The organism is Streptomyces sp. NPDC036984 (assembly GCF_055607665.1).
Genome location: NZ_JBVJRL010000019.1, coordinates 60,520 through 78,969, shown reverse-complemented (window position 1 = coordinate 78,969; position 18,450 = coordinate 60,520). Strand labels below are relative to the sequence as shown.

Annotated in this window: 20 protein-coding genes; 16 read left to right on the top strand and 4 right to left on the bottom strand. The window is 72.1% G+C overall.

What is annotated here, in order from left to right; genetic code table 11:
• The first annotated feature begins 117 nt into the window (after positions 1 to 117).
• The 4 genes from ACZ7DL_RS29245 to pspAB all read left to right on the top strand — a co-directional run bounded on the left by ACZ7DL_RS29245 (position 118) and on the right by pspAB (position 3,027).
• On the top strand, positions 118 to 1,107 hold the full coding sequence (locus ACZ7DL_RS29245) for a GlxA family transcriptional regulator (protein ID WP_470778614.1): 990 nt from the start codon (positions 118 to 120) through the stop codon (positions 1,105 to 1,107).
• Positions 1,108 to 1,205: 98 nt separating this feature from the next.
• Positions 1,206 to 1,460, top strand: a complete 255-nt coding sequence (locus tag ACZ7DL_RS29240) for an SCO2583/SCO2584 N-terminal domain-containing protein (protein WP_470778613.1) — start codon at positions 1,206 to 1,208, stop codon at positions 1,458 to 1,460.
• A 58-nt stretch (positions 1,461 to 1,518) separates the two neighbouring features.
• Positions 1,519 to 2,439 (top strand): zinc metalloprotease HtpX, encoded by a 921-nt coding sequence (gene htpX / locus ACZ7DL_RS29235; protein WP_470778612.1) that lies wholly within the window; start codon positions 1,519 to 1,521, stop codon positions 2,437 to 2,439.
• 3 nt (positions 2,440 to 2,442) lie between these two features.
• The gene (gene pspAB / locus ACZ7DL_RS29230; protein ID WP_470778609.1) at positions 2,443 to 3,027 is read left to right on the top strand and encodes a PspA-associated protein PspAB; all 585 of its coding nucleotides are present in this window, start codon (positions 2,443 to 2,445) and stop codon (positions 3,025 to 3,027) included.
• 19 nt (positions 3,028 to 3,046) lie between these two features.
• On the opposite strand, the gene ACZ7DL_RS29225 is transcribed toward pspAB, so the two are convergent.
• Entirely contained in the window at positions 3,047 to 3,286 is a 240-nt protein-coding gene (locus ACZ7DL_RS29225; RefSeq protein ID WP_470778606.1) for a hypothetical protein, read from the bottom strand.
• 510 nt (positions 3,287 to 3,796) lie between these two features.
• Complete coding sequence (locus ACZ7DL_RS29220) at positions 3,797 to 4,111, bottom strand: hypothetical protein (RefSeq protein ID WP_470778604.1); 315 nt, start codon at positions 4,109 to 4,111, stop codon at positions 3,797 to 3,799.
• A 164-nt stretch (positions 4,112 to 4,275) separates the two neighbouring features.
• Between ACZ7DL_RS29220 and ACZ7DL_RS29215 the strand changes: the two genes are divergently transcribed.
• The 8 genes from ACZ7DL_RS29215 to ACZ7DL_RS29180 all read left to right on the top strand — a co-directional run bounded on the left by ACZ7DL_RS29215 (position 4,276) and on the right by ACZ7DL_RS29180 (position 12,635).
• The gene (locus tag ACZ7DL_RS29215; RefSeq protein ID WP_470778603.1) at positions 4,276 to 4,644 is read left to right on the top strand and encodes an arsenate reductase family protein; all 369 of its coding nucleotides are present in this window, start codon (positions 4,276 to 4,278) and stop codon (positions 4,642 to 4,644) included.
• A 120-nt stretch (positions 4,645 to 4,764) separates the two neighbouring features.
• Positions 4,765 to 5,496, top strand: coding sequence for a hypothetical protein (locus ACZ7DL_RS29210; protein ID WP_470778601.1), 732 nt, complete (start codon positions 4,765 to 4,767; stop codon positions 5,494 to 5,496).
• Between the two features lie 239 nt (positions 5,497 to 5,735).
• A complete protein-coding gene (glnII, locus tag ACZ7DL_RS29205; protein ID WP_470778599.1) occupies positions 5,736 to 6,767 on the top strand; it encodes a glutamine synthetase in 1,032 nt (343 codons plus the stop codon).
• A gap of 548 nt (positions 6,768 to 7,315) precedes the next feature.
• Complete coding sequence (locus tag ACZ7DL_RS29200) at positions 7,316 to 7,894, top strand: winged helix-turn-helix domain-containing protein (RefSeq protein WP_470778596.1); 579 nt, start codon at positions 7,316 to 7,318, stop codon at positions 7,892 to 7,894.
• Positions 7,895 to 7,958: 64 nt separating this feature from the next.
• The gene (locus tag ACZ7DL_RS29195) at positions 7,959 to 8,978 is read left to right on the top strand and encodes an NAD-dependent epimerase/dehydratase family protein (protein ID WP_470778594.1); all 1,020 of its coding nucleotides are present in this window, start codon (positions 7,959 to 7,961) and stop codon (positions 8,976 to 8,978) included.
• Between the two features lie 51 nt (positions 8,979 to 9,029).
• Complete coding sequence (locus ACZ7DL_RS29190) at positions 9,030 to 10,304, top strand: sensor histidine kinase (RefSeq protein ID WP_470778591.1); 1,275 nt, start codon at positions 9,030 to 9,032, stop codon at positions 10,302 to 10,304.
• Positions 10,289 to 10,942 carry a LuxR C-terminal-related transcriptional regulator gene (locus ACZ7DL_RS29185; protein WP_470778589.1) on the top strand — a complete coding sequence of 218 codons (654 nt, stop codon included), beginning with the start codon at positions 10,289 to 10,291 and terminating at the stop codon, positions 10,940 to 10,942. The genes ACZ7DL_RS29190 and ACZ7DL_RS29185 overlap by 16 nt, the downstream gene beginning before the upstream one ends.
• 136 nt (positions 10,943 to 11,078) lie before the next feature.
• Positions 11,079 to 12,635 (top strand): DUF1996 domain-containing protein, encoded by a 1,557-nt coding sequence (locus ACZ7DL_RS29180; RefSeq protein WP_470778588.1) that lies wholly within the window; start codon positions 11,079 to 11,081, stop codon positions 12,633 to 12,635.
• A gap of 80 nt (positions 12,636 to 12,715) precedes the next feature.
• On the opposite strand, the gene ACZ7DL_RS29175 is transcribed toward ACZ7DL_RS29180, so the two are convergent.
• Positions 12,716 to 13,132 (bottom strand): hypothetical protein, encoded by a 417-nt coding sequence (locus tag ACZ7DL_RS29175; protein WP_470778586.1) that lies wholly within the window; start codon positions 13,130 to 13,132, stop codon positions 12,716 to 12,718.
• Positions 13,133 to 13,323: 191 nt separating this feature from the next.
• Between ACZ7DL_RS29175 and ACZ7DL_RS29170 the strand changes: the two genes are divergently transcribed.
• The 4 genes from ACZ7DL_RS29170 to ACZ7DL_RS29155 all read left to right on the top strand — a co-directional run bounded on the left by ACZ7DL_RS29170 (position 13,324) and on the right by ACZ7DL_RS29155 (position 18,079).
• Complete coding sequence (locus tag ACZ7DL_RS29170; protein WP_470778584.1) at positions 13,324 to 15,237, top strand: hypothetical protein; 1,914 nt, start codon at positions 13,324 to 13,326, stop codon at positions 15,235 to 15,237.
• Between the two features lie 128 nt (positions 15,238 to 15,365).
• Complete coding sequence (locus ACZ7DL_RS29165; RefSeq protein WP_470778583.1) at positions 15,366 to 16,265, top strand: metal-dependent hydrolase; 900 nt, start codon at positions 15,366 to 15,368, stop codon at positions 16,263 to 16,265.
• Positions 16,265 to 17,353 (top strand): PDR/VanB family oxidoreductase, encoded by a 1,089-nt coding sequence (locus ACZ7DL_RS29160; RefSeq protein ID WP_470778581.1) that lies wholly within the window; start codon positions 16,265 to 16,267, stop codon positions 17,351 to 17,353. Before ACZ7DL_RS29165 ends, ACZ7DL_RS29160 begins: the two co-directional genes overlap by 1 nt.
• 36 nt (positions 17,354 to 17,389) lie before the next feature.
• A complete protein-coding gene (locus ACZ7DL_RS29155; RefSeq protein WP_470778579.1) occupies positions 17,390 to 18,079 on the top strand; it encodes a TetR/AcrR family transcriptional regulator in 690 nt (229 codons plus the stop codon).
• Positions 18,080 to 18,086: 7 nt separating this feature from the next.
• On the opposite strand, the gene ACZ7DL_RS29150 is transcribed toward ACZ7DL_RS29155, so the two are convergent.
• Positions 18,087 to 18,449, bottom strand: a complete 363-nt coding sequence (locus ACZ7DL_RS29150) for a 5-carboxymethyl-2-hydroxymuconate Delta-isomerase (protein ID WP_470778577.1) — start codon at positions 18,447 to 18,449, stop codon at positions 18,087 to 18,089.
• Position 18,450: the final 1 nt, after the last annotated feature.

The following is an 18,450-nucleotide window of genomic DNA, read 5'->3' as shown; positions in this document are numbered from 1 at the left end:
TTCGATCCGGGGGCCGTGGGGTACGCCGACCACCCTAGGAGCCGGCCCGGATGGCAGCAATGTCATGTAACTTGCAGATCCGGACATGCACGGGAGTGCCGGGCCGAGGGGGAGCACATGAGCGGTGTCCGACGGCTGGTCGTCGTCATGCTGTTCGACGGCGTCGATCTGCTGGACGTCACCGGGCCGCCGGAGGTGTTCGCCCTGCTCGGGCAGGAGACCGACGGCGATACCGGCTACCAGGTGGCGCTGGCCGCCGCGACCCTGGACCCCGTCACCACCTCCGCCGGGGTCCGGCTGCTGCCCGACCTCACCTTCGCGGAGGTGGCCCGGCGCGCCGTCGACACGCTGCTGGTGCCCGGCTCGGTCGACACCGACGAGCAGGGCCGGGTGCGGGCCGTGACCGATCCGGACCTCGTGGGCTGGGTGAAGACGCTCGCCGCCCGGACCCGGCGCATCGCGTCCGTCTGTGTCGGCGCCCACCTGCTCGCCGCCGCCGGTCTGCTGGACGGCAAGCGCGCCACCACCCACTGGTCGACCGCGCAGCAGCTCGCCGCCGAGCATCCCTCGGTGAAGGTCGACGCCGACCCGGTCTACATCCAGGACGGCGGGGTGTGGACCGGCGCGGGCGTCACCGCCTGCCTGGACCTGTCCCTCGCGCTGGTCGCCGAGGACTTCGGGGAGGCCGTCGCCCTGCGGGTCGCCCGCCAGCTCGTCATGTACCTGAAGCGGCCGGGCGGGCAGAGCCAGTTCAGCGTGCCCCTGGAGCCCGTCTCGCCGACCCGGCGCATGGCCGAGCTGCGCCACTTCGTCACCGAGCACCTCGCCGAGCCGCTGACCATCGCCGACCTCGCCGGGCACGCCCACGTCAGCGAGCGCCAGCTGACCCGGATCTTCAAGACGGAACTGGGCACGACCCCGGCCGCCTACATCGAGGCGGCCCGCGTCGAAGCGGCCCGGAACCGGCTGGAGACCACGGACGACACCCTCGACCGCATCGCGTCCGCCTGCGGCTTCGGCACCACCGACACCCTCATCCGGGCGTTTCGCCGCACACTCGACACGACCCCCACGGAGTACCGCACCCGTTTCCGCCACTCCGGCTAGCCGGCCGGGCCCGTGTGCAACCTTTCCGGCTTCCCAGACTTCCTATTGTCGGGGGATCATCCCTCCGGACTCTGTCGGACGAGAGAGGTTGAACGGGGATGCCGGAACAGGACGACTGGGAGCGCGAGTTCGATCACAGGTGGGCGAATTCCGCCGAGCACAAGGAGCCCTCCGCCCGGGCCCGGATGCTCGCCGCCCGCTGGAAGGAGAACCCGCCGAATCCGCTGCCCTTCCGCGCGGATCCGGACCCGGTGCCGCGCCGGTCGTCATGGGTGTCGACAGCCGTGGTGCTCGGCTGCGTGGCCGTGGTGATCGTGCTGCTGGGCTACGCGCAGATGCGCTCCCCCTACTAGGCGTCGACAGGTGCACACTGGACAGCGGGACGAGTGCCTGACTGCGGGGTGATGCACCATGCAGAGCCGCTTCCGGAGCGATCGGCGGCTGACCGTGCGGATGGGTCTCACGCTGTTCCTGCTCGGACTGCTGTACGTGGGCTTCGTCGCCGCGCTGATCGTGCTGCTGAAGTCCTGGCTGCTGGTCGTCGTCCTGATCGGGGCGATGTTCGTGGCGCAGTTCTGGTTCTCCGACCGGATCGCGATGTTCGCCATGCGCGGGCGGGTCGTGGAGCGGGCGGAGTATCCCGAGCTGCACGCGGTGGTCGACCGGCTGTGCGCCATCGCGGACATGCCCAAGCCGGTGGTCGCCGTCTCCGAGATGGCCATGCCGAACGCGTTCGCGACCGGGCGCGATCCCGGCCATGCCGTGGTCTGTGTGACCACCGGGCTGCTGCGCCGGCTGGAGCCGGCCGAGCTGGAGGGCGTGCTCGCGCACGAGCTGTCGCACGTGGCGCACAAGGACGTCGCCGTGATCACGATCGCGTCCTTCCTCGGGGTGATCGCGGGTCTGGTCGTCCGGTTCGCCTTCTACTCGCAGGTCCTCGGCGGGGGCCGCCGGGACCAGAACACCGCCGCCGTCCTCGCCGCCGTGCTGGGCGTCTCGGCGGCCGTGTACGCGATCAGCTTCCTGCTGATCCGGGCGCTGTCCCGGTACCGGGAGCTGGCGGCCGACCGCGCGGCGGCGCAGCTGACCGGCCGGCCCTCGGCCCTGGCGGCGGCGCTCACCAAGGTCTCCGGGGACATCGCGCGGATACCGACCAAGGACCTGCGGACGGCCCAGGCGTTCAACGCGTTCTACTTCACCCCGGCGACCGGCCGGGAGCCCGGCATCGAGCGGTTCTTCTCCACCCACCCGTCCCTGGAGCAGCGGCTGGAACAGCTGGGCCGGATCTCGGCGGAGCTGGGCGAGGCCGCCACCCCGGGGAAGGCGGGCTGACCGGTGGGGCTGCTGGACATCCTGCTGGGCCGGACGAAACCGGTCGCGCCCGACCTCGACCAGCTCTTCGCGCTGCCGTCGGCGGCCGTGACACTCCAGGCGGCGGCCGGTTTCACGCCGACCGGAAGCGGGGCGGTGTGCTTCGCCACGGTGGAGGGCGCGGCCTTCGAGCAGCTCCACCGCGAGGTGCAGGCGCTGCTGGACGCGGACACCGACCGCACCGGCCCGCCGGTGGAGCTGCGCCGGGACGACTACGGCTACTCGTGGCTGGTGTCGCGGCGCTCTCCCCAGCAGCTGCCGCAGCTCGTCACCGACCTGCACGCGGTGAACAGCTCGCTGGAGGCGGACGGTTTCGGCCCGCAGCTGCTGTGTTCCCTGGCCGCCTTCACGGACGACACCGGGCGGAAGCTGGCGCTCGTCTACCTCTACAAGCGCGGCACCTTCTATCCGTTCGCCCCGCTGCCCGGCGCCGCCGAGCGGCGGGACAGCGCGCTGGAGCTGCTGGTGAAGGCGGCGCTCGGGAACGACCTGCGGATCGAGCCGGATCTGGGCCGCTGGTTCCCGGTGTGGGGCGCCCCCGGCCTGTGACGGCCGGCGACGCCCCCGCTCACCGCGTCTTCTCCCGCTGCTGCCGGCGGGCTTCCAGGGGCCGCTCCCGGCGGTAGCGGCGCTCCCACCGGGCCTGCCGCTCCCGGCGCTCCCGGTACGCCCGGTAGCTGTCGGGCAGGGCGCCACCGGAGCCGGCGGCCGGGGTCGTACCGGGCGAGCCACGCCCCTGCGTCGCGTACAGATACAGCAGCGCGACGGCGGCGAGCCACCAGAGATGGTTTCCGATTCCGAGGACCACCAGGACGACGGTCCCGGACGTGACGAGTAGGGACGGGGTGACCGCCGGTGCATCCGGTTTTCGAGTCCGCCGCCCACGGGCGGCCGGTGCGCAAACACGTGCGGTCCACTCCGAGGGCTGCCGAGCCGTGGTGTTCGACTTCGCCGGGCACGGCGAAAGCACCGGCCGTCTCTCGGAGTTGGTCCTGCGGCGGCGGTGCGAGCAGGCACTCGCGGTGCTCGACGCGCACGCCCCGGCGGGGAACCCGCTGGTGCTGGTCGGGTTCAGCGGTGGGGGTCTCCCGTACGCACCCGAGGCATGGGAGCTGCCGTTCGAGGACGGCCAGGGGCGGTTCAGCCCCGGCGGACGACGACACAGGGCGTGGGCCCGCGCGAGCAGTTCGTATACGCGGGCGGGAAGAGCGAACAGGGCGTGTACTCGGTCTCCGCACGCCTGCCGCGGCCGCCGGTACGGCCTGGCGGCATGGTGGTACCGGGTGCCCCGCAGCGGTGTGGGGCACCCGGCAACCGCTCAGCGCGAGTAGCGCATCAGCGCCCGGACCATGTGGCACGTGGTGTCGGACGGTGGACGCATGCCGATGCGCTCCGCCGCGCTGCGGATCGTCTCGTCCTGGGCCTGGCCCGGCAGGTAGACCCCGGAGTCGAGCAGGGCTATGGCGAGGCGCATGGCCTTCAGGCGCCGGTTGTGCGTGACGTACCACTCCCGCGGCCGTCCGGCCGGCAGCGGCCGCTTCACCACGGGCTCGTAGGGCGAGTCGAACAGTACGGAACGGTGGGCGGTGGACTGGGTCGGAAACGGCTTCGGCTTCACGGCGGCAGCGGGCACAGGCATCCTCCTGTCGCGGTCAGGACACACACCGGGGATCCGGTGCCCGTCCTCGAACACTGCTTCTATTCTACGGCCCACCACTGACAAAAGGCCCTGGCCACAAGGGCTTTCGGGGCCCCAGTGACGGGGGTGCCGGACGGGTTTGGCGTACCGTGTGCGGCATGGAGATCTGGATCAATCCGGCCTGTTCCAAGTGCCGCAGCGCGCTCAGCCTGCTCGACGCCGAAGGGGCCGAGTACACCGTCCGGCGGTATCTGGAGGACGTGCCGAGCGAGGACGAGATCAGGGCCGTACTGGACCGGCTGAACCTCGAACCGTGGGACATCACCCGCACCCAGGAGGCGGCCGCCAAGGAGCTGGGGCTCAAGGAGTGGCCGCGGGACGAGACCGCGCGTGACCGGTGGATCACCGCGCTGGCCGAGCACCCCAAGCTCATCCAGCGCCCGATCATCACCGCCGACGACGGAACGGCCCTGGTCGCCCGCACCGAGGAGGCCGTGCGCGAGGCCATCGACCACAGCAAGAGCTGAGGAATGCTCAACTCACCTGTGACGCAGGTAACTTGAGAATGCCACGGTGACCACTGAGTAACCTCGTTCGGCATCTCGTACATAGCGGCGTACGCTCCCCTACCTCTTCAGGAGGCGCGCATGTCGCGTAGGCGAACACTCAGCACGAAGAAGAAGCTCGCGCTGCTCGTCAGCGCCGCGGCGGTGGCGGGCGGCGGAGCCTTCGCGCTCGCCGCCACCTCGAACGCCGCGCAGCCCGCGAAGAACGCCAAGACGCTGTCCGCGGACTCGACCGCCTGCCAGGGGCTCGCCACCGCCCTCGGCAACAACGAGAAGTTCATCGCGGACCAGAAGGCGAAACCGGACGCCCAGTCGGCCGCCCGGATCGCCAACCGCGAGAAGGTCATCGAGCAGATCAAGGTCCAGCAGAAGGCGGCCGGCTGCACCGTTGGGGAGTCGGCTCAGGGCTCCCAGTCGGGGCAGGGTGCCGCGGATCAGCAGGGCCATGCCGGCCAGCAGGGCAATGCCGGCCAGCAGGGCGGCGAGCAGGCCGGGGGTGCACAGCAGAGCGCCCAGCCCGGGCAGGGCGGCGGCGCGGGCGACGCCGGCGGCGCCACGGCCGCCGGCCAGCAGGTGTGCAAGGGCTCGACCGTGACCCTCTCCGGCGAGGGCGGCGCCCCGGCCGCGTCCAGCAACCAGTTCCCGGCGGGCACCACCCTGAAGGTCACCAACCTGGACAACAACAAGTCCACGACGGTGAAGGTCACCTCGGTCTCCGGCAGCTGCGTCCTGCTCAACAACGCGGCCTTCGAGCAGGTCCGGGAGCCCGGCAAGTTCCTCATCCGCCGGGCGGTGATCGAGAAGGTGGGATGAGGTGGGGCCGGCGACCGCGACGGGGGTGGCGGTCGCCGGCCGTCCCATATCCCACGACCATCCGCCTCACAATGTGAGACACGGCACAGAAGCACCAGGTAACACGGGGTTCACATACGAGCAATGACCGGGAAACGGCCTGTTGACAGGCTGCCCGGCAGATCGAGCGGCGCCCCCGTGCCGCAGCGCCGCAGCACCCGCGTAGTGCGCCCGACCCACCCCCGAAGGATGTGGCCCCCGTGACCTTCAAGGCTGAGTACATCTGGATCGACGGCACCGAGCCGACGGCCAAGCTCCGTTCCAAGACGAAGATCATCGCGGGTGCACCGGCCGGCCTCGACGCGCTGCCGATCTGGGGCTTCGACGGGTCCTCCACCAACCAGGCCGAGGGACACTCCTCGGACCGTGTGCTCAAGCCGGTCTTCACCTGCCCGGACCCGATCCGCGGCGGCGACGACATCCTGGTGCTGTGCGAGGTCCTCGACATCGACATGACCCCGCACCGGTCCAACACGCGGGCCGCGCTGGCCGAGGTCGCCGAGCGGTTCGCCGCGCAGGAGCCGATCTTCGGCATCGAGCAGGAGTACACCTTCTTCGACGGCTCCCGCCCGCTGGGCTTCCCCGAGAACGGCTTCCCGGCCCCGCAGGGCGGCTACTACTGCGGTGTCGGCTCCGACGAGATCTTCGGCCGCGACATCGTCGAGGCCCACCTGGACAACTGCCTCAAGGCCGGTCTCGGCATCTCCGGCATCAACGCCGAGGTCATGCCGGGCCAGTGGGAGTTCCAGGTCGGCCCGCTCGCCCCGCTGGAGGTCTCCGACCAGCTGTGGGTGGCCCGCTGGCTGCTGTACCGCACCGCCGAGGACTTCGGCATCTCCGCGACCCTGGACCCGAAGCCGGTCAAGGGTGACTGGAACGGCGCGGGCGCGCACACCAACTTCTCCACCAAGGCGATGCGCGAGGGCTACGACGCGATCATCACCGCGTGCGAGTCGCTCGGTGAGGGCTCCAAGCCGCTGGACCACGTCAAGAACTACGGTGCCGGCATCGACGACCGCCTGACGGGTCTGCACGAGACCGCCCCGTGGGACAAGTTCTCCTACGGCGTCTCCGACCGCGGTGCCTCGGTCCGCATCCCGTGGCAGGTCGAGAAGGACGGCAAGGGCTACATCGAGGACCGCCGCCCGAACGCCAACGTCGACCCGTACGTGGTGACCCGCCTGCTGGTGGACACCTGCTGCTCCGCGCTGGAGAAGGCCGGCCAGGTCTGATCCGCCCAGCTCTCCCCGAGGGGCGCCCGCCGACACGGCGGGCGCCCCTCGCGCATGTCGTGCACGGGCCCCCGGGCGGCCACGACCGATCCCGGCCGGGGCCGCCGCATGCCGGCCGAGGCGCGCCCGAGGTCGCGCTGTCCGAGGAGTGAGACGCCGTTCCGGCCACGGGAATTCACCGACAAGGCGCTGACCAGGGCCGAACGCCGGGGCGGGGGACGGATGCAACGCCACTTTCACGCCACCGAAGCGTCCAAGCAGTGAGAGGACTCTCCTGCCCGCAGGCCGCCTCTGCTTCAATGGGCCCATGGCCGGCATCCAACACATCACCGCGACGGGTCGTCAGGACCTCGAGCCGTTCTGGCCTTCCCGTCAGCACCACGACTTCGACCGTGTGTGTTGCCGCGCGACGAACGCGCGGGCCCTCTAAAGCCGTACACCCCGGCCTTCGGCCAGCGCGAAACGACGTACGTCCTCCGGCGCGCCCGACCACGAATCGCGGCCGTCGCATCGTCCGACGAACTCTCGCGCGAAAGAGCTGACCTCTCATGGCGATCACCCGTTCCCTCTCCACCGCCAGCCTGACCACCCCCGCCCCGAACGGCACCCGGCACCGGTTGCGCGCCGTCGACCGCGACGAGGTGGTCGTCGACGTCCCGGACTTCCTGCCGCCGGGTGCCAGGTGGCTGCCCGCGCCGCAGCACACCCTGCCCACCCTGCCGGGCCAGCCGCCGATGGTCGGCTACCTGGTGCTGGTCCCGGCCGACCAGCAGCCACCGTTCCTGCCGGTCGCGGTCCCGGAGCGGCCGGAGGACGAGGCGGACATCGCCGCCGACCCGCTGGTGCGGATCGACACCGTGCGGCGCACCGCCGGCGTCGACGGCCGCGAACTCGACCTCACCTACCTGGAGTTCGAGCTGCTCGCCCACCTGGTGGCGCACCCGCACCGGGTACACACCCGCGACCAGCTGGTCACCACGGTCTGGGGCTACGGACACGTCGGCGACGGCCGCACCGTCGACGTGCACATCGCCCGGCTGCGCCGCAAGCTGGGCGCCCAGCACCGCCAGACGATCCAGACGGTGCGCCGGGTCGGCTACAAGTACGCCCCGCCGGCCGGCCGCTGACCCCCGGCTCTGCCCTCGGCAGAGCCCGGTACCGGTCCGCGCCCTGAGCGGGCACGATCCCGGCATGAGACTTCTTGTGCTGGGTGGTACGGAGTTCGTGGGGCGGGCCGTCGTGGAGGCCGCGCTGGGGCGCGGCTGGGAGGTGACCGTCTTCCACCGGGGGCGGCACCGACCTCCCGCCGGCGTACGGTCGTTGCGCGGCGACCGCACCGCGCCCGACGGCCTCGCCGCGCTCGCGGCGGATGCCGGCTGCTGGGATGCCGTGGTCGACACCTGGTCGGCCGCCCCGCGTGCGGTGCACGAGGCGGCCCGGCTGTTGCGCGGCCGGGCCGGGCGGTACGCGTACGTCTCCAGCCGGTCGGTGTACGCCTGGCCCGGGCCGCGCGGAGCCGCGGAGGACGCACCGCTGGTCGACGGCGCGGCCGACGCGGAGGTGACGGAGTACGCGGCCGACAAGCGCGGCGGCGAACTGGCCGCCGTCGGGGCCTTCGGCGAGGAGGGCTCGCTGCTGGTCCGGGCCGGGCTGATCCTCGGCCCGTACGAGAACGTCGGCCGGCTGCCCTGGTGGCTGACCCGGATCGCCCGCGGCGGCCCGGTGCTGGCCCCGGGGCCGCGCGAACTGCCGCTCCAGTACGTCGACGCGCGCGACCTCGCCGACTGGCTCCTCGGCGCGCTGGAAGGGGAGTTGAGCGGCCCGTACAACCTGGTGAGCCCGCCCGGCCACACCACCATGGGCGAACTGCTCCAGGCGTGCCTGCGGGTCACCGGCGCGGACGCGGAGCTGCGCTGGACCGACCCGCAGCTGATCCTGGACGCCGGAATCGAGCCGTGGACCGAGCTGCCGGTGTGGGTGCCGCCGGGCGGTGAGATGTACGACGCCGTGCACTGCGCGGACGTGTCGCGGGCGCTCGCGACCGGGCTGGTGTGCCGGCCGGTCGAAGAGACCGTCACGGACACCTGGCGGTGGCTGACGGAGATCGGCACCGCACCCCTGAGGCCGGACCGGACCGGCAAGGGACTGGACCCCGAGGTGGAGGCGAAGGCGCTGGCCCGGGCCGGGGGTGTACCTGGCACCACCCCCTGACGTGGGCCTTCGCCCAGTGACCGGGGCGTCCGGGTCGGAGAGACTGACGCCATGAACACCGACACGCAGGGGCACGATGTCCGCACCCGCACCCGGGAGGTGGTGCTGGCCGCCGTACGGGGCCTCGTCCTGGCCCTGGCGATGCTGCCGGTGACCGTGCTGTGCTTCGTCCTGACCGTCGTCTCCCTGGAACTCGTCCCGATCGGTCTCGGCCTGTTCCTCGCCCCCTGGATCCTCGGCGGAGTGCGGGAGTACGCGAGCACGCGACGCAGGCTCGCCGCCGAGTGGTGCGGGGTGCGGATCCCGGTGGTGTACCGGCCGATCCCTGAGGGCGCCAACCCCTGGACCCGCACCTTCACCATGCTCCGGGACCCGCAGACCTGGCGGGACGTGCGCTGGCTGCTGGTCGACATGACGGCCGGCTTCGTCACCGCGCTGCTCCCTGCCGTGCTGCTGCTGTTCCCGATCGAGGGGCTGCTGCTGCCGGTCGGGCTGTGGCGCGCGTACGTCCCCGGTCCGGGCGACACCTACTGGTACGCGTTCGTGCCGGTCACCGGTCAGGCGACCGCCTTCCTCGCCGCCGCGCTCGCCGCCGTGCTGCTGTGGGTCGCCTACCGCTACACCCCGGCGCTGCTCACCGCCCACTTCCGGCTCACCCGAGCCGTCCTCGGCGGCGACGCGGAACTCGCCGAGCGGGTCCGCGTGCTGACCGAGACCCGGCGCGACGCCGTGGACACCTCCGCCGCCGAACTGCGCCGCATCGAGCGGGACCTGCACGACGGCGCCCAGGCCCGGCTGGTCGCCATGGGCATGGACCTCGGCACCATCGAGATGCTGGTCGAACAGGACCCGGCCCAGGCGAAGAAGCTGCTCGCCCAGGCCCGCCGGAACTCCGCCGAGGCCCTGGAGGAGCTGCGCGACCTGGTGCGCGGCATCCACCCACCGGTCCTCGCCGAACGCGGACTCGGCGACGCCGTACGGGCGTTGGCGCTCCGGCTGCCGCTGCCCACGGAGGTGACCGTGGAGCTGCCCGGCCGGGCGGACGCGCCCGTGGAGTCGGCCGCCTACTTCGCGGTGAACGAGGTGCTCACCAACGCCGTCAAGCACGCGGGCGCCGACCGGGTCTGGATCGACGCGCACCACACCGACGGCCGGCTGCGGATCACCGTCACCGACAACGGCAGGGGCGGTGCCCGGGTCGGGGCGGGCTCGGGGCTCTCCGGGGTCGAGCGCCGGCTCGGTACATTCGACGGAGTCCTGGCCGTCAGCAGCCCCGCCGGCGGTCCCACCATGGTGACCATGGAGATCCCGTGCGTGTTGTCCTAGCCGAAGACCTCTTCCTGCTGCGCGACGGGCTGGTGCGGATGCTGGAGGCCCACGGCTTCGAGATCGCCGCGGCCGTCGAGTCCGGCCCCGAACTCAGCCGGGCGCTGGCCGAGCTGACCCCGGACGTGGCGGTGGTCGACGTACGCCTGCCGCCGACGCACACCGACGAGGGCCTCCAATGCGCGCTCGCCGCCCGGCGGGCGCGGCCCGGGCTGCCGGTGCTGGTCCTCTCCCAGCACGTGGAGCAGCTGTACGCGCGCGAGTTGCTGGCCGACGGCACCGGCGGGATCGGCTATCTGCTGAAGGACCGGGTGTTCGACGCGGAGCAGTTCGTGGACGCCGTACGACGGGTGGCCGCGGGCGGCACGGCGATGGACCCGCAGGTGATCCAGCAGCTGCTGAACCGGGGCACGGGCGGCGACCGGCCGCTCGGCCGTCTCACCCCGCGCGAGCGGGAGGTGCTGGAGCTGATGGCGCAGGGCCGGTCCAACGCGGGCATCGCGGCACAGCTCGTGGTGACGGAACGGGCCATCGCCAAGCACACCTCCAACATCTTCGGCAAGCTGGGTCTTGAGGTGTCGGACGACGACAACCGGCGCGTGCTGGCGGTGCTCGCCTATCTCGACCGCGACCGCTGACCGGCCAACTCCCCTCGTCGCGGGAGTAATTCGTGAGGCCGGTGAACACCTCTGGGACGGCGTCCGTATGTAGGGACGCCGCTTCACTCCTGTCGGGCGCCTCGATGCTGCCCCGCAAGGAAGTCAGAGGAGTTCCATGGGACGCAACACACGAAAACGCCGTACGCCGCTGGCCACCAAGGCCATTGCCGCATCGGCGGCCCTAGCGCTCGGTGGGGGCGGGCTGATCTGGGCGAACTTCTACGCCTCGGCGCACGAGTCGAGCAACCAGACGTGGGGAGGCAACTCGACCAAGGCCGCGACGGCGCAGGTCGCGACGGTCTCCTGCCCGGACGTCGGCCAGAAGCTGACGAACGTGCCGAACGCGGCCCGCCAGGGCGTGGCGACAGAGCTGGCGAACCTCGACAAGCAGATCACCGAGGCCTACAACCGGCTCGCCTCCACCAGGGACGCCCAGGCCAAGGACCCGAGCTTCGTGCAGAACGCGATCGTCGGCCCCCTCAAGGAGAAGCGGGCGGCGACGATCGACCGGATCCGGATCGACATCCAGCGAGTCGGCGGTTCCTTCGACAACGCGCTCAAGCAGCTCGCCGCCTGTACGACGCAGACCGCCAATCAGACGACCGCCGGCGGCCAGCAACAGAACGGCGACCAGCAACAGAACGGCGACCAGCAACAGAACGGCGACCAGCAACAGAACGGCGGCCAGCAGCAGAACGGCGGCCAGCAGCAGGGCCAGAACGGGCAGCAGGGGAACATCGGCGGGCAGGCGGGCAACGGCCCGGTCGCGGCCGACTTCGTCGACATCACCAAGGTGGCGCCGAACGTCCAGGGCAAGCCGCGCAGGACCGGCAACGCCTCTACCGGCATCTTCACCACGCGCTGCGGTGTGAACGCCAACAAGAACTTCAACACCGACAACGTCATCGTGGCGCCCGGCGTGACCAACGGCGCGCACCACCTGCACGACTACGTCGGCAACCAGAAGATCAACGCCTTCTCCAGCAACAACACGTTCCTCCAGGGCGGCACCAGCTGCCAGAACCGGAACGACCTGTCGTCGTACTACTGGCCCGTGGTCCGCGTCCAGGACGGCACGCAGGACTTCGACCAGAACAAGGACGGCGGCGGCAAGGAAGGCAACGTCGGCCGGATCCTGACCCCGGTGCAGGCGCAGATCAAGTACGTCGGCAGCCCGGCGAGCAAGGTCGTCGCGATGCCGCAGTTCCTGCGCATCATCACCGGTGACGCCAAGACCACCACCAACGGCCTGGCGAACGCCAACGCGCACTGGAGCTGCACCGGCTTCGAGAACAAGGTGCAGCTGACGCAGCAGTACCCGATCTGCCCGCAGGGCAGCAAGGTGGTGCGCACGTTCGCCTTCCAGAACTGCTGGGACGGGCAGAACATCGACAGCGCCAACCACCGCACGCACGTGGCCTTCGCGGACCCGGCCAGCGGTGCCTGCCCGAACGGGTTCAAGGCGATCCCGCAGCTGACCATGCGGCTCGTCTACAACATCAACCCGCCGGCCATCCAGAACGGCCAGGTGAAGAACGCCTACGCCGTGGACGGTTTCCCGGAGCAGCTGCACAAGGCGGCCACGGACCACGACGACTTCATCAGCGTCACGCGGAACGGTCTGGCCAACAAGATCGCCAACTGCATCAACCGCGGTCAGAACTGCGCATGATCCCCACCGCGGGTCCCTGACAGAAGGCCGGTGACGAGATCCCCCTCCCGTCACCGGCCTTCGCCGTGTCCGCGGCCGCGTCAGCCGCTGTGCGCACCGCTGTGCCCGCCGCTGTGCGCGTGATGGTCGACGCCCTCCTCCAGATCGCCGCCGAGCGTGCCGCGCAGCGCCTCGACCACCCCGTCGTCGCCGACCGCGACCCACTTGCGGCCGACCAGGTAGTGACCGCCGTAGTCCTTCGCGTCGTTGATCCACTCGCGCTGGCCGCGGTCCGTGGCGAAGGTGGCGAGGACGAACCTCCCGTCGCCGGTACGGCAGATGGCCTGCCGGATCTCGTCGGCGTCGGTCTGCATGTCCGGCTTGCACTTCACCTCGGCAGCCAGGTGCTCCAGGCTGCCGGTCGCCGTGGGCGGCACCGACGCGGTGTCCCCTCCCGAGCCGCAGCCCGCCAGCGTCAGTACGGCGGCGGCGCCGAGCAGCAGTCCTGCCAACCTCATCTGTTCCTCCGGTCTCGGTGGCCCAAGCATGCCCCAACCCCCTGGCATACGGCTCCGCCCGGCGTTCCGCTCAACACCCGTCGACGCGCTCGTCGCCGAACGGCCCGAGGCCGGCCCGCCGGCGGGCCGAGCCGCGGGCGTGAATCACTCGTCCGGCGGTGACCAACCCACGGTTCGGTCGTTTCCCGGTTGTGCAGTCACAGGATGTAGCCCAGCATCACGCGTCCGCCCCCGCCACCACCCCGGTCGACGTCGAGCAGGCCGAGGCCGCGCTCGTCGAGCACTACCCCCGGCTGGTCCGGCTCGCCTACCTGGTGCTGCCGCCGGGCCTCGGCCGCAGCCGCCGCGTACTGACCGCACACGCCCTCGCCCAGCGCGCTCTGCCCCGGGGCCGCAAGCAGCCGCCCGTGATCCCGGCCCAGGCCACCGGCCGGGACGGCGACCCCGGGTACGCCTATCTGCGTGAGCGGGTCCTACGGACGGCCCTGGAGGCGGCCCGCCCGCGCAAGGGACTGCCCCGGCTCTCCCAGCTCCCGCCGCTGCTCCCCCAGGTGTGGGGCCTGCGGCTGTTCCCGCGCTCGGGCGGCGCCGACGAACTCGCCCTGGACCAGCGGCTGTCCACCCTGTCCGGCCCGGCCCGCGCCGCCTACGTCCTGCGCGGCCTGGAGCAGCTGCCCGACGCGGACATCCGCGAGCTGCTCGACGCGGCCGGCGTGGCCGACCCGGGCGGCGCGGTGGCCTCGGCGAACAGCGTGCCCACCCAGCCGGGCCTGCTCGCCTCCGCCGAGTTCGACCCGTGCTCGCTCCAGGCCCGCCCCACCGACCTCATGCGCCGCCGCCAGCACACCAAGGCCGCCCTCGCCGCCGCCGCCGCGCTCGCGGTCTGCGGCGCGCTGGTCGCCCTGCCGGGCGACGGCTGGGGCCCGGACGGTGCCGCCGCCCCCGCCTACGCCGAGAACCCGTCCGCCGAGGCCGCACTCGACCCAGCCAAGCTGACCCGGGTCTCCCCCACCGCCTGGCGCACCTCGGCCCGCACCGACTTCTCGGTGTGGCCCGCGCGCGGCCCCCTCACCGGCGACCAGGCCCTGCTGCGCCGCGCCCTCGCCGTCTGGGCCCGCCCCGGCGAGACCGTCCGCGTCTCGGCGACCCCCGGCACCCAGACCGGCGGCCCGGCCGGCCCGCCCCAGCTGCTGTACGCGGGCGAGGTCGACGCCGCCCGGGTGGTGATCCTCTACGACGGCCTGCGCATCGCCCGCTACGCCGAACCGAAGAACGGCACGCAGGGCGCGGCGCTGGACTTCGCCCGGGCCGACGGTGCGTCCGGCGCCGAGGCGAGCGCGCTGGTGCTGGGCCGCTCCGACGGCAACGTCCGCTATCTCACCGCGCCCTGGGTACGGAAGGCGGCCCAGCGGGACCTGACGAATCCGGACTCGGCGGCGACGCCGCTCACCCTCGCCGACGGCGTCACCGCGCCGCTGGCCAGCCCCGTCCTGCGACCGGGCGCCTGCACCTCGTGGACCGTGCTCCAGCTGACCGACGCCTCCGGCAGCCGGCTCACCACCGACCTCGGCGAACTGGTGCCGGCCCACCTGACGGCCGGCCGGCCGGGCTCGGCCGAGGAGGCGTCCGGCGCGGCGGGGCTGCGGGCCTGGGCGCCGTTCGCCTGCTCTCTCGCGGCCGAGCGCACGGCGGGCATCCGGAGCGTCAACGCCTGGGCCTACGCCGCGCAGCCGCTGCCCGACGGCAGCGGATCCGGCACGTGGGTGTGCACCCGGGCCGAGACCTGGCGCGGCGACGGCACGGCGGCGCTGGCCCAGTTCCGTACGCCGGGCGGGGCGGCCGGTGCGGTCGTCGCCAAGGGCACGGACGTACCGGCCTGCGGGCCGCGTGACCCGCATGTGCTGGCCGGGGTGCTGTGGAAGTCGGCGGCCGGGAGCTGGTACCTGCTGGCGGCGGGCAGCGAGGGGACGTCGTCGATCTCGTCGACGGGCGGGGTCACCGCGTCCGGGCAGGGGCCGTTGCTCGCCGTGAAGGCGGAGCAGGGCGCGCGGGCCGATCTGGCGGCCACGTTGACGGACGGACGGTCGATCACCGGTTTGCGGTAGTACGGCACCGCCGGTCACCGCCATCGTGGTCGAGCGCCGTCGCGGCCGAGAAGAAGTTGCTGACACGGGTGTAAACAAGCCTCACCACAGGGGTTCTCAGCCGCGCTACCCGCCAGTACATTGACGCCATGTCTAACACGCAGGCCCGGCCGGTGGAGTCCGAGCGCATCGCGCTCAAGGCCCGCAACGTGTCCTTCTCGTGGCAGGACACGCCGTTGCACTGGGTGCCCGGCGACCCGTTCACCACGCACACCATCAACGTGCTGCACCTTCTGCTGCCCGCCGGTGAGCGGTGGTTCGTGCACGTGTACAAGCAGGCGCTGCCGCTGATCCGGGACGATCGGCTGCGCGAGGACGTCGTCGGGTTCATCGGGCAGGAGGCCATGCACTCCCGGGCCCATGACGAGGTGCTGCCGCACCTGCGGGCCCAGGGCCTGGACCCGACGCCGTACACCGCGCAGGTCGACTGGCTCTTCGAGAAGCTGCTCGGCGACCGCACCCTGCCGCCCGGCAGGGCCCGCCGCTGGTGGCTGCTGGAGCGGATCGCGCTGATCGCGGCCATCGAGCACTACACCGCGTTCCTCGGCGACTGGGTGCTGAACGCGACCGAGCTGGACCGGCGCGGCGCCGACCCGACCATGCTGGACCTGCTGCGCTGGCACGGCGCCGAGGAGGTCGAGCACCGGTCCGTGGCCTTCGATCTGTTCCTGCACGTCGACGGCGGCTACCGGCGCCGGGTGCGCACCTGGGCGACGGCCTTCTCGGCGCTGGTGTTCCTGTGGCAGCGCGGGATCCGCTTCTTCCTGGAGAACGACCCGACGCTCGTCGACGCCAAGGCGTCCTTCAAGGACTTCCATCAGCGCGGCCGGCAGGGCACCCTGCCCGCCACCGGGGACCTGCTGAAGTCGATCCCGCGCTATCTCAGCCGTGCCTACCACCCCTCGCACGAGTTCTCCACGGCCCAGGCCGTGGCCTATCTGGGCGTCTCCCCCGCCGCGCTCGGCGCCGAGAAGAGGGAGGCCGCCTGATGCCGAAGCCGCTGACCGCCGCGCTCGTCGCGGGCGCCGCCCTGCTCACCCGGCGGGCTTTGCGCCGCCGGGTGAGGACCTCGCCGCTGTGGCCGTTGCCCGCCCTGGACCCGCCGGTCTCCGGCCGGCCGCGCTCACGGGCCCTGCGGCTGCTGCTCACCGCCCACGAGACGATCGCCGACGGGGTCGTACAACTGCGCCTGGAGGGCGCCGGGCTGCCGCGCTGGGAGCCGGGGGCCCATCTCGACCTCGTGCTGCCGTCGGGGCTCGTCCGGCAGTACTCGCTGTGCGGGGACCCCGAGGACGCCTCCTCCTACACCGTCGCCACCCGGCTCGTGGCCGACGGCCGGGGCGGCTCCCGCGAGGTGCACGAGCAGCTCGCCGAGGGCATGGAACTGGAGGTGCGCGGCCCCCGCAACCGCTTCCCGCTGGTCGAGGCGCCCGCGTACGTCTTCGTCGCCGGCGGCATCGGCATCACCCCGATCCTGCCGATGCTCCGGGCGCTGCCGGGCGGCACCGAGTGGCGGCTGCTCTACGGCGGGCGGACGCGGGCGTCGATGCCGTACCTGGAGGAGGTGCGGGGGCTTGCCGGGGACCGGCTGACGGTCGTGGCCGAGGACGAGGACGGGCGTCCGGACCTGGCCGCCCTGTTCCCGGACACGGCCGAGGGCACCGCCGTCTACTGCTGCGGCCCGGAGGGCCTGATGGCGGCGGTGGAGGAGGCGCTGCCCGAGACGGCCACCCTGCACCTGGAGCGGTTCGCGCCGCACACCGGGTCCCCCGAGTTCTCCACTTCGCTCGAACAGGGAGGCACCCCCGCCGGCACCACCGAGTTCGAGCTGGAACTGCGTCGCAGCGGGCGGACGCTGACCGTTCCGGCCGACTCGACGGTGCTGGCCGCCGTACGCCGTGCGCTGCCGGACACCGCCTACTCCTGCGAGCAGGGCTTCTGCGGGACCTGCCAACAGCGGGTGCTGGAAGGGGAGATCGATCACCGGGACGAACTGCTGACGGACGCGGAACGGCGCGACTCGATGCTGATCTGCGTGTCCCGGGCGCGGAGTGATCGCCTGGTGCTCGACATGTGAACGCGTGCGGCCGAATCCGATCGGTAAGGTGTTCGCATGAGTACCGGGGTTCGCCGCAGGATGGGCGTCGAGGAGCGTCGGCAACAGCTGATCGGTGTCGCTCTCGATCTGTTCAGCCGACGCTCGCCCGACGAGGTCTCCATCGACGAGATAGCGTCGGCGGCGGGCATCTCGCGCCCGCTCGTCTATCACTACTTCCCCGGCAAACTCAGCTTGTACGAGGCCGCGTTGAAGCGCGCGTCGGAGGATCTGGCGAGCCGCTTCGCCGAGCCGCACGAGGGCCCGCTCGGCGCCCGGCTGCTACGCGTGATGTGCCGCTTCTTCGACTTCGTGGACGAGCACGGCCCCGGTTTCTCGGCCCTGATGCGCGGCGGCCCCGCGGTGGGCTCGTCCACCACGAACGCCCTGATCGACTCCGTACGACAGGCCGCCTATGTCCAGATGCTTTCGCATCTCGGCGTGGCCGAGGCGTCCGCGCGGCTGGAACTGGTCGTCCGCTCCTGGATCTCGCTCGCCGAGTCGACGGCGCTGATCTGGCTGGACGGCCGGCGCATCCCGCGCGCCGAGCTGGAGCTCCAGCTGGTGCACGACTTCGCCGCGCTGGCCGCCGTGAGCGCGGCCCACGACGAGGACATGGCCGAGCTGCTGCGCACGATGGTGAAGGACGAGCCGGCCGACGGCCCCTTCGCGGAGCTGGCCGGCCGGCTCATGTCCCTGGCGTCCTGAGCGACGGCTACCGGTCGAACTTCCGGTACGACGGGTCGAGGTCGCGGACCTCGGCGGAGGCGTGCAGGGTGAACGCCGCGTCCGCCACATGCGTGCGGAGCAGCTCCAGGGCCGTCTCCGTGAGCTTCGCCTTCGTCTCCTCGCTGCGTCCGGCGAGGAGCCCGATCGTCACGTGCACGATGGCGTGCCCGCGCGCCTCGGGTTCCTCGTACCCGAACGCCGTGTACGCGCTCGGCCGGAACAGCGTCTTGCACGCCTCCGGCTTCGCCGCCGCGATCTCCACGGTCGCCTCGTGCAGCGCCCGCGCGAGGCCCGCACGGTCGAAGGCGTTCTCCATGGTGTCGGAGTAGTCGATGGTGATCTGCGGCATT